We start from the raw sequence: 10,569 nt of genomic DNA on the forward strand, positions 1-10,569 counted from the left end.
GAGTGGCCACAAGGTCGCTCCGGCACGGGCCGCTCAACTCTGGAGATTATAGCTTTTCATGAGATCGTAGAGCGTCGGCCGGCTCACCCCCAGCATTCGGGCCGCGCCTGAGATATTGCCCTCGGACCGGGCGATCGCCCGCCGGATCGCCGCCTGATCGGCCGCCTCGCGGACCGCGCGCAGATTGACCACCGGACCATCCTCGCCGGCTGCTCCATCCAGATCAAGATCGCCTGCGGTCACCATCTTGCCCTCGGCCAGGATGACCGCGCGTTTGACGCGGTTTTCCAGCTCCCGCACATTACCCGGCCAGTGCCAGGCATCGATGGCGGCAATGGCATCGCTGGCCAGGCCGCGCACCTGTGCATTCAGTTCCGGAGCGAAGCGGGCGACGAAATGGCGCGCCAGCAGCACGGCATCACCGGTTCGCTCCGCAAGAGCCGGGATGCGCACGATGATCTCCGCCAGACGATAATAGAGATCCTCGCGGAAGCGGCTCTGGGCGATCATCTCCTCCAGATTCTGGTGGGTCGCGCAAACGATCCGGCAATCGACCGCGATCTGCTGGCGTCCGCCGATCCGCTCGATGGTCCGCTCCTGCAAGAAGCGCAGCAGCTTCACCTGCAGGGCCAGCGGAATGTCGCCCACTTCATCGAGGAATAGCGTGCCGCCCTGCGCCTGTTCGATCTTGCCGGGCGTGGTTTTGACTGCACCGGTGAATGCACCCTTCTCGTGCCCGAACAGTTCGCTTTCCAGCAGCGTCTCAGGGATCGCCGCGCAGTTGATCGCGACGAACGGCCCGGCGGCGCGGTCGCTCTTTTCGTGCAGGCCGCGGGCGAGCAGTTCCTTGCCAGTGCCGCTGGCGCCAAGCAGCATCACGGACACGCTGGCGCTCGCCACGCGCTCAATCATGCGCGCGACCTTGAGCATTTCCGGCGATGCCGTGATCATATGCCCGAGCACCCGCGCATCGGCGGGGACCGCCTCGGCAAGCCGCCGGTTCTCCTGCTCCAGCGTGTGGACGTGGAAGGCGCGGGCGACGATGTGCCCCAGCGAGTCGATGTCGAGCGGCTTCTGGTAGAAGTCCCACGCCCCCTGCCCGATCGCACGCCGGGCACTGGCGCGGTCGCCCTGACCGGACGCTACGATCACCTTGGTCGCCGGGGCTTCGGCAAGGATCTGCGCCAGTGCGGCCATCCCTTCGGTGATTCCATCCGGGTCGGGCGGTAGCCCCAGGTCGAGCGTAACCACCGGCGGCGCTTCGGCACGCAGAATGTCCATCGCCTCCTCCCGATCCCCGGCGATCAGGATGTGATAACCGTCATAGGACCAGCGCAACTGGCGCTGCAGACCTGGATCATCTTCGACGATCAGCAATTTCGGGCGGCTATCCCCCATCACATCGCACTCCGCATCGGCATGTCTGTTGCGTTCTCACTTGGGCTGGTGACTGGCAGCCGGATCGTGAACTGGCTGCCTTCTCCCTCGACACTCTGGACGAGAAGCCGGCCGCCCATCGCCTCGACCAGCGCGCGCGTCTCATGCGCGCCAAGGCCAAATCCATTGGCTTTGGTGGAGCTGAAGGGGCGGAACAGACGGTCGCGCATGAAGGCGGCGCTCATCCCCTTGCCCCGATCGATAACGTGAAGATCGAGCCAGGCATCGCCCTGCTCCACGACGATCCGCACCAAGGCCTCATCCGGGCTGGCCTCGATAGCGTTGCGCACCAGATGGGTGAGCGCGCGCTGCAGATTATCGGCGTCGACGATCACCTGCTGCTCGAGCGCGCCCTCCACGACGACATTGCGCGTGCCGCCAGCCCAGGCGCGGCCGAGATCGCCGAGCCATGGCCCCAGCAGCAGTTCCTCGCGCTCGGAGGGGCGTGCCTGCCCGCCACGCCCAAGGCGCTGGATGAGGTCGTTCATCCGCGATGAAGTTTCTTCCAGCGTCAGGATCATATCCTCCCGGAACGCCGGATTGTCTGCGTGGCGGCGGGCGTTGCCGGCCAGCAGCGTCATCTGGCTCACGAGATTCTTGAGATCGTGCAGGATGAAGGCGAAGCGGCGGTTGAACTCTTCGAACCGCTGCGCTTCAGCCAAAGCCTCGCGATGGCGCTCCTCCGCGACGCGAGCGGCAGCTTCACCGCAGACGACGCGCAGAACGTCAAAATCCTCCCAGTCGAGCGCGCGAGAACGTGGCGGTGCCGCGAGCAGCATCACGCCGATGATCTCATCGCGGCAGATGAGCGGCGCAAGTGCCCAAGCGATACGGCTCTCCAACATCGAGGCCGGTAGAAGGTCGCCCAGATCATGCCCCTCACGCGCGATGTCGAGGATCTTTCCGGCCGGGACCATTCGGTCGGTGACGGCGATGGGCAGGGTCAGCGGCGCAGCGCTAGCCTCTGGCCACGCATAGGCGCAGACGCGGACCAGACGCTCATCCTGCCTCAGATACAGCGCACCGGCCGGCGCATCGACCGCCTGGGCAATCGCCCGCGCGATGCGGCAATCGAGGCTGGTATCATCCGTATCTCCGCCATCCATCGTGGCGGAGAAGCGGAGCCAGAGGCTGCGATAGTCATATCGATGCGCGAACACATGCTTGGAGATTTCGCCCCGCAGCCAGGAGCGCATGGACGCCGACGGCAGAAAGGCCAGGACCGCGACGGCAAGGGTGAACAGGAGCGCGAACTGGACAATGCGCGCCATGGGAGCGCTCATGCCGCTCAGCAAGCCGACCAGCAGCAGGATGACGCAGATATAGAACAGCGCGAGGCCTGCAGAGACGAGCCGGGTCTTCAGTGTGCGCGAGAGCGCGAAGGCGCGCGTGCCATCGCTGCGCAGGCCCAATGCGAGCATGATCGCCAGCACCGCCATCACGAACCCGCGCATCGGCGCGAGCGGGGTCATGCTCCCTTCGGCGAACCAGACCAGCAGATAATGATTGAAATCATAGGCCCACATGCAGGCCAGCGCGGCGGCCAGCCAACCCTCGCGGCGGGCCGATTCCGGGTCACCGCGCCCGGTGTTCCAGCGGAAGAGCAGCAGCAGCGCGCCCAGAGCGAAGGCAGCGCGCAACATCCAGGTCATCTCGAAATAGACGAGAATGCGCCGATCGACCCGAATGCCCTCGCCCATCTGCAGATCGAAAATCAGCTGAACCGCGAGCACAAGCGCCAGAGCCAGCACCACGACCTTGGGGCCGGCCCGCCCGCCCGGTCGCCAGACCCGCGAAAGGCTGGCCAGTGCTGCCAGCCAGGCCGCATTGCGCATGGTCTCGGTGACGCCATCGCTCAATTGGCCGAGCGGGCTGAAGCCGACAAAGGCGTGCCGCAGCGACCACAGCGCCGTCAGCGCCAGCGCCACGATGACGAACTGCGGCGCGGCGATGCGGTGGGGCTGTCGCGAAATCAGGATCGCGAGCGTGGCGAACAGGATCGCCGCGAGCGCGTGCCCCAGATGGCCGGCAATCAGCCAGACAGCCATGCGCATCCCCCTCGGCTAAGCGACCGCGCGGCCGTGACGAGCACACCGCCCACGCCGTAGCCCCGCCATCCCGCTTTACAGCTCAGTGTAAGATGATCCGACACCCGGCCGACTTACAGTGAAATAGCAAAAATATGCTGAACGCCGCAGACTGCCGGCGCGCGATGCCGATTTTTACCGGATGCTAAGCCTGTTTGCTTATCATGCCCGCGTCCGCGAAGACCGGACGAGCCGGAGCCGTTCATGCCCAACCGCATCTATCTGCTAATCGCCCTCGCCTTCATCATCGGCGGCCCGGTGCTTGTGATGGGCATCAGCGATGTCCTCCCTTCGGACCCGGCGGCAGAGATGGCGGCGAACGGCGGGCAGGGCCCAGACCCGTCGATGAACGAGACTCAGTCCGAACCGGACACGGAGGCGCCGCCCCCGCCGATGGTGGAACAGGCGCCCGGATCGACCGATCCCCTCTTCGATGCCAACCCGACGCTGGACGTGGAGTCCGCCCGCGTCTCGCTTCCCGAGCCGGTCGCCGAGGATGTCCCCGCACCGGCGCCCCCGGCCCACGCGGAAAACTTCTCGCCGCAGTCCGGTTTTGGCGGCGACGATGGCAAACCGCATTATTGATGCGCGCGTGATCTTGCAGCAATCAGTCCACGCCCCGTAGAGAATTCATATCTCTTGGACGTCCGCGACGGAGCAGCGCAGACTTGCTCGATCTGGAACCGAAACGCTTGGTTAGGGGCGCCTTCTTCGCCGCGATCTAAATCGTAGACTCAGCCATGCGAGTCCCAAACCTATCGGGATCGAAACCACAATCAGCACGATGATGGATAACGACCAAGACCAACCTCGTTCTCTCGCGAAAGTTAGGAATGCGAAAGTGAAAAGCGCTCCGAATATGTGAACGCCATAATCCGATAGTTTTAGGTTCCGCCGCCTCATGCTCGCCCAGTTGCCTCATGCCAACGATGCCCACAACGGCGGCGTGTCCGGAATGGCGCCTTCGAAGATAAATACAAGATAACGGCCAATCAGTGAATGCGCCCACCCGACCTACGACTTCCCAAAAATATCCAGCGCCGCCACCGTCAGCGCCTTTGCGGCCGTGCCGATCACCGCATGGGGATCGGGCGCCCAGAGCGGGCTGTGGAGCGACGGCAGGCTGATCTCTCCGCGCCGCGCCGCGGCCACCTTGTCAGGGTCCACCCCGCCGACCCAGAAGATCATGCTCTCGATGCTGTTATCGGCACGGTGATATTGACCGAAATCTTCGCCGCCCATCACCGAGGGCACCTGCCGCACCCGATCGGCACCGAAATGGGCGCGCAGCACGCCCGCGACATGGTCGCTGAACTGGGGCGTGTTGTAGGTGGCCGGCGTGTAATCCTGCTCCACCGTCATGATCGGCATCCGGTCCTCCGGCACGCCGGCCGCCATCGCCTCGCCCCGCGCGATCCGCTCGATGCCGCCCAGCAGGCGCGCGCGGGTCTCATCGGAATAGCTGCGCACGGTGATCAGCAGCTTTGCCTCATCCGGTATGACATTGTGCTTGGCGCCGGCGACGAAGCTGCCGACCGTGACCACGGCAGCCTCCTGCGGATCGCACTCGCGGCTGACCAGCGTCTGCAGGCTGGTGACGATGCGCGCGGCGATCACGATCGGGTCGATGGTCTTGTGTGGATAGGCACCGTGACCGCCCTGGCCGCGCACGGTGAGGTCGACGCTGTCCACATTCGCCAGTATCCAGCCCGGCGTGTAGCCGATGGTGCCGGCCGCGAGTTCCGCGCTGTCGTGGAAGGCAAGGACATGGCTTGGCTTGGGGAAGCGCGTGAACAGCCCATCGTCAAGCATGGCCTTGGCGCCCAGGCCGATCTCCTCGGCCGGCTGCAGGATCATCACCAGCGTCCCCGACCATCGCGCCCGCAGCCCAATCAGCGCCTGCGCCGCGCCGGTCCAGGCCGTCATGTGCGTATCGTGGCCGCAGGCGTGCATCACCGGGCTCTCGATGCCGTCGCGCGTCGTCGCCCGGACCCTTGAGGCGTAGGGCAGACCGGTCTTTTCCTCGAGCGGAAGCGCATCCATGTCGGCGCGGATCATCACCACCGGGCCGGGGCCGTTCTCCAGCACAGCCACGACGCCCGTCTGCCCGACCTGCTCGGTAACGGCAAAGCCAAGCGCCCGCATTCGCGCCGCCAGCGTCGCCGCGGTCCGTACTTCCTGAAAGCTCAGCTCCGGATTGGCATGCAGGTCGCGATAGATCTCCATCAGTTCGGGCAGCGCCGCATCGATGGTCGCGTCTATATGGGAGGCCGCAATGGCTTCGTTTGACGCTTCGTTGAAAGACATGCCAACTCCTTCTGCCCCGTGACGGCCGCGATCATAGGCGCTTTTGCGCGCCTTGGAAGGGCAGTGAGACCGCAGCGCTTCCAACCCGCCTGCTCTCTGCCTATGAGGCGAGCATGAAGCTGGACCGCCCCCCACAAGAGCCGTGGTGTTCGATATGGACGGCGTGCTGTTCGACACCGAGACGCTCTATCGCGCGGCGATGTTTGCCGCCGGCGACGAGGGCGGCCATGCGATCACCGCTGCGCTGTTCAATGCCACATTGGGGTGCCCATGGCCGACGGCGCGCCAGCAATTGCTCGACCATTTCGGCGGCGATTTTCCGGCCGATGATTTTCGGCATCGCGTGCGGGCGCACTTTGACCAGTTCGTGGCGCGGGATTTGCCGCTCAAGCCCGGTGTGGAAGCGCTGCTTGATGTGCTCGATGCGGCAGCGTTGCCCCGCGCGATCGCGACATCCTCCGGCCATGAGCAGGTCCGGCATCATCTGGCGCATCATGGTTTGGCGGATCGGTTCATGCATGTCGTGGCGTTTGGCGATTATCAGGCGGGAAAACCGGCGCCCGATCCCTATCTCCTCGCCGCAGAGCGGCTGCGCGTCTCGCCGGCGGATTGCCTTGCCCTTGAGGATTCACACAATGGCGTGCGCTCGGCAGCCGCGGCAGGCATGATGACGGTGATGGTGCCGGATCTGATGGCGCCCACATCAGAAATGCAGGGCCTATGCGCCCACATCGTCGAGGATCTGCATGCCGTGCGCGACATCGTGCTGGCGTCGCTTTCGGAGGGCCACCTGGTCGAACGACGCTAGTCCGCGCGCCCTGTGACTCGCTCGTCGGCCATGGCATCGGCCTCTTGAGCGGCGCTCTCGCCCGGTGCCGGTAACCGCCCAAGCGCCTCGACCGGTTCGATCGCGTCGATCTCCCGCGATCCGGTTTCGACACTTAGATCCTTGAAGCGACGGCCGGTCACCAGCACGCGGTTCTCGAAGCTGGAGACGAACTTATTGTAGCTGGAGACCGAGCCATTGAGGCTGCGGCCGAGCGAAGAAAGATGCCCGGCGGCAACCGCCAGCCGCTCATACATCTCCTTGCCGAGCGCCGCGATCTGCTGGGTCTGTTCGGCCATTTTCTCCTGCCGCCAGACGCTCGCGACGGTCCGCGCGATGGCGACCAGATTGGTCGGCGTGGCGAGCAGCACACGCTTCTCGAAGGCCCATTCCCACAGGCCGTCATCCTGCTCCAGCGCGGCCGCGAGGAAGTGCTCGCCGGGGATGAACATCACGACATAGTCCGCCGCATCGCCAAAGCGCGTCCAGTAATCCTTCGCGCCAAGCTGCTGCGCGTGGTTGCGGATCGCGCCGGCATGGGCCTTGAGATGCCCGGCCCGCACCACCTCGTCCACAGCGTCGACCGCTTCCAGATAGGCGTTGAGCGAGCATTTGGCGTCGATGATGAGTTGCCGGCCCCCGGGCAGACGCACGATCACGTCCGGGCGCAGGCGGCCGTCAGCAGTATCCACCGAAACTTCCGAGCGGAAATCGGCGAACTGGCTGAGGCCCGCCATTTCCAGCACATTGCGCAACTGCTGCTCGCCCCAGCGTCCGCGCGCCTTGGGGCTGGAGCGTAGCGCATTCACCAGTCGCGCCGTCTCGACCCGCGCCTCTGCACTGCCCAGCCGCACCTGCTCGACGGCCTCGCGCAGCGCGGCGTAGCTATCCACCCGCTCCTTCTCGACCTTGCCGAGGCCCTCCTCATAGCGCTTCAGCGTCGTCTCGACCGGTTGCAACAGCGCCTTGAGACTGGCCTCGCTTTTCTCATGGGCCTGATGGAAGCGCTGATCGGCGCGCTCGATGAGCATGCGCTGCGCCTCATTCAGCAACTTGCCGGCGGTCTCACTGAACTGCGCAGACAATTGCTCACGCGCCTCACCCAGCGCGCGAATCTGGGCCTCGAAGCCCTCCATCCGCGCCTTCTGATCGGCCTGCACAGCCGCGAGCATCCGTTCGGCCTCGTCCCGCGCACGATCGGTGTCCTCCAATTTCGCGCGCAAGGCGTCGGTCTCTTCCGCCCGGCTCGCCGCCACCGCGAGGTCGCGCAGCGCGGCGTTGCGCATATCCTCAAGGGTGGCGAGTCGGTCGGCGAGAGCCTTGCGCTCAGCCTCGACCGGCGCAGCCATGCGGGCGCGCATCAGCCAGCCGGCGACAAGCCCGACCAGCAGAAGAAGCAGACTAAGAACGAGGCTTTCAACGGTCACGGCAACTCGCGGCAAAACAGGAACGAAATGAGAACCTATCGCCCCCGCCTCACAAGCGCAAGCCCGTCACTCGATATGGCCCTGCTCGCGGAAGAAGCTGTTGAGGGCGCCGAGCATCGTCTGCCACCAGTCGACGACATCGGCGAAATTGCGCTGGGTCAGGCCACCATAGGTTGTCACGTCATAGGTCAGGTCGAGCGATCCATCCTCGTCCACCGCCATCTGGCTGAACCGGTTCTTGCGGTTCCACAAATTGGCGAGCTCTGGCGTGTTCTTGCCGTCATCCACGAAGCTGGTCGAGAAGTGCAGCGAGGCGCAGTTCTTGCCGTCCTCGCATTCGTAGAAATAGATGTTGAAGTTGTAGCCGCTCGCCGCGCTGGTGATCATCGGGTTGCCGCTCGACTCACTCTTGCTCAGGCTGGCCTTGTAGCCGGCGTCCTGGATCGCCTTCACCACCGTCTCGGGCGCATTGGCGCAGACGAGCCCCTTGCCGCACGGTTCCTCATCGGCCGCATGAGCGGGCGCCGTCATCATCACAAACGCACATGCCGCAGCGGAAATCCAAGCGGTCGTCTTCATCGTCGTCCCCATTGCTCGTTACGGCCACGGCCTTATCGCGATGAAGCGGACATCGCCACACCGCAAAGCCCATTGCAGATATGTTCTTCATATGTTCTATTGACGCATGAGTGCGATCAAGGGGCGCGGCGCCCCGGCCAACGAGGTATCGAGCCGTTTCCACCTGCCCGCGCGCGAGGTGGATGGCGACTGGCTGGATGCGCGACTGGCGGACGAGGAGGATCAGCCGCCCCCCCTGCGCACCACCGTGACGCTGGAGCAGGCGCGCACGATCATCACCCGCAACAATTCCCCCGACATTGGGTTTGAGCAATCGGTGAATGCCTATCGGGGCTGCGAACATGGGTGCATTTATTGCTTTGCGCGGCCGAGCCATGCCCGGTTCGATCTCTCGCCGGGGCTGGACTTCGAGAGCCGGTTGTTCGCCAAGCCGGACGCGGCCAGGCTGCTGCGGCAGGAACTCGCCAAGCGTGCTTATCTGGTGAAGACCATCGCGATGGGGACGAACACCGACCCCTATCAGCCCATCGAAGCGCGGTATCGCATCACGCGGGCGTGCATCGAGGTGCTGGCGGACTGCCGCCATCCGCTGATGATCACCACCAAATCCAACCGGGTGTTGCGGGATCTCGATCTGCTGGCGCCGATGGCGGCGCAGGGGCTGGTCGCGGTGGCGATTTCGCTGACCACGCTGGATGCCGGGCTGCACCGCAAGCTGGAGCCGCGCGCGCCCTCGCCTGCCAGTCGGCTCGCGGCGATCCGCGGGCTCTCACAGGCGGGGGTGCCGGCCCATGCCAGCCTGTCACCGATGATCCCGGCGATCAACGATCATGAGATCGAGGCGCTTGTCGCGGCGGCCGCAGAGGCGGGCGCGCAATCGGTCTCGTTCATTCCGGTGCGGCTGCCCTTCGAGGTCGCGCCGCTGTTCCGGGATTGGCTCGATGCGCATTATCCGGACCGGGCCGCCAAGGTGATGAGCCTCATTCAGTCGATGCGGGGCGGGCGCGACAATGATCCCAATTTCGGCACGCGCATGCGTGGGTTCGGGGCTTATGCGGAGTTGATCGGCACCCGCTTCCGCGTCGCTCAGGCACGCCATGGCCTTGGCAAGGGCCGCCTTGCGCTGCGGCATGACCTGTTCGTGCCGCCGTCCGATCAGGGCGATCTGTTCAGCATGCTGCGATGAACAGACCGCCCTTCGGCTATGTCAGATCAGTTGAAGGACACGCGCATCGTCGCCTTGCGACCCCTCAACGTGTAGCCAACCGCGCCGAAGCCGATGACCAGCATGGCCCAGACAGCCGGCTCAGGCACCGGCGGAGCGTTGGTTCCGTTTACGGCAATATTGTCGATGTTCGCCGAAGCGCCACCGACAACGAAGCCGAAGACGACCCGGTCAACCAGATTGCTGGCGCCGGCGATGGTGGAGAAATCCCCGGAGAAGGTCGAGAGCAGGCTGAACACCGGCACCTGACCCGCAAAGCCGGTCACGCTGTAGAGCAGGTTGCTGTCCACGGTCGCCAAATCGAAGCTGTCCAGCGTGAAGCTCGCGCCGCCCGCCGTCAGATCGAACAGGCTGAGCGCCGTCCCGCCGCCAAAGCCGACGCTGGGCGCGCTATTGCCCGAGCCGGTATCGACCACGGAAGACCCCAGCACATTGGCGAAGGTAAACCCATCCTGCGTGTAGCTGGTGAACGGATCACCCGATCCGGAGAGACCATCGAAGCTGATGATTGCGGCCTGTGATGGTGCCGCCAAGGCAGCTCCGGCCATGAGCGCCGCTGTGAGAAGCGGCAGTTTGTACATAGTTTTCATCGGTAACTCCCAAATCCTAAGAGTCACCCCCGACGCCACCCGATGGAACGGGATGGCACCCCCGCCGCTGCGATGGTTAACATTTCGCAAA

At 64.9% G+C, this 10,569-nt stretch carries 9 protein-coding genes; 3 read left to right on the plus strand and 6 right to left on the minus strand.

Translation table 11 applies throughout. From position 1 onward, the window contains the following. Positions 1 to 33: 33 nt before the first annotated feature. Entirely contained in the window at positions 34 to 1,398 is a 1,365-nt protein-coding gene (gene prsR / locus M2333_RS05970) for a PEP-CTERM-box response regulator transcription factor (RefSeq protein WP_264611155.1), read from the minus strand. Next, positions 1,398 to 3,485, minus strand: a complete 2,088-nt coding sequence (gene prsK / locus M2333_RS05975) for an XrtA/PEP-CTERM system histidine kinase PrsK (RefSeq protein WP_264611156.1) — start codon at positions 3,483 to 3,485, stop codon at positions 1,398 to 1,400. The genes prsR and prsK overlap by 1 nt, the downstream gene beginning before the upstream one ends. Positions 3,486 to 3,728: 243 nt before the next feature. On the opposite strand from prsK, the gene M2333_RS05980 reads away from it, so the two are divergent. Continuing rightward, on the plus strand, positions 3,729 to 4,109 hold the full coding sequence (locus M2333_RS05980) for a hypothetical protein (RefSeq protein WP_264587112.1): 381 nt from the start codon (positions 3,729 to 3,731) through the stop codon (positions 4,107 to 4,109). A gap of 429 nt (positions 4,110 to 4,538) precedes the next feature. On the opposite strand, the gene M2333_RS05985 is transcribed toward M2333_RS05980, so the two are convergent. Continuing rightward, on the minus strand, positions 4,539 to 5,831 hold the full coding sequence (locus M2333_RS05985; protein ID WP_264611157.1) for an amidohydrolase: 1,293 nt from the start codon (positions 5,829 to 5,831) through the stop codon (positions 4,539 to 4,541). 145 nt (positions 5,832 to 5,976) lie between these two features. Here M2333_RS05985 and M2333_RS05990 point away from each other — a divergent pair, with 145 nt between their 5' ends. Then, positions 5,977 to 6,639: an HAD family hydrolase gene (locus M2333_RS05990; protein WP_264611158.1), complete on the plus strand. Its 663-nt coding sequence runs from the start codon at positions 5,977 to 5,979 to the stop codon at positions 6,637 to 6,639. Here M2333_RS05990 and rmuC read toward each other — a convergent pair. Then, positions 6,636 to 8,084, minus strand: a complete 1,449-nt coding sequence (gene rmuC / locus M2333_RS05995; protein WP_264611159.1) for a DNA recombination protein RmuC — start codon at positions 8,082 to 8,084, stop codon at positions 6,636 to 6,638. The genes M2333_RS05990 and rmuC overlap by 4 nt on opposite strands. Positions 8,085 to 8,150: 66 nt before the next feature. Further along, entirely contained in the window at positions 8,151 to 8,663 is a 513-nt protein-coding gene (locus M2333_RS06000) for a YbjN domain-containing protein (RefSeq protein WP_264575903.1), read from the minus strand. Positions 8,664 to 8,769: 106 nt separating this feature from the next. On the opposite strand from M2333_RS06000, the gene M2333_RS06005 reads away from it, so the two are divergent. Continuing rightward, entirely contained in the window at positions 8,770 to 9,849 is a 1,080-nt protein-coding gene (locus M2333_RS06005; RefSeq protein ID WP_264575904.1) for a PA0069 family radical SAM protein, read from the plus strand. A gap of 26 nt (positions 9,850 to 9,875) precedes the next feature. Here M2333_RS06005 and M2333_RS06010 read toward each other — a convergent pair whose 3' ends face one another. Continuing rightward, positions 9,876 to 10,478 (minus strand): PEPxxWA-CTERM sorting domain-containing protein, encoded by a 603-nt coding sequence (locus M2333_RS06010; RefSeq protein WP_264611160.1) that lies wholly within the window; start codon positions 10,476 to 10,478, stop codon positions 9,876 to 9,878. Positions 10,479 to 10,569: the final 91 nt, after the last annotated feature.

Source organism: Sphingobium sp. B11D3B (assembly GCF_025961735.1).
In the GTDB taxonomy this organism is placed as follows: domain Bacteria; phylum Pseudomonadota; class Alphaproteobacteria; order Sphingomonadales; family Sphingomonadaceae; genus Sphingobium.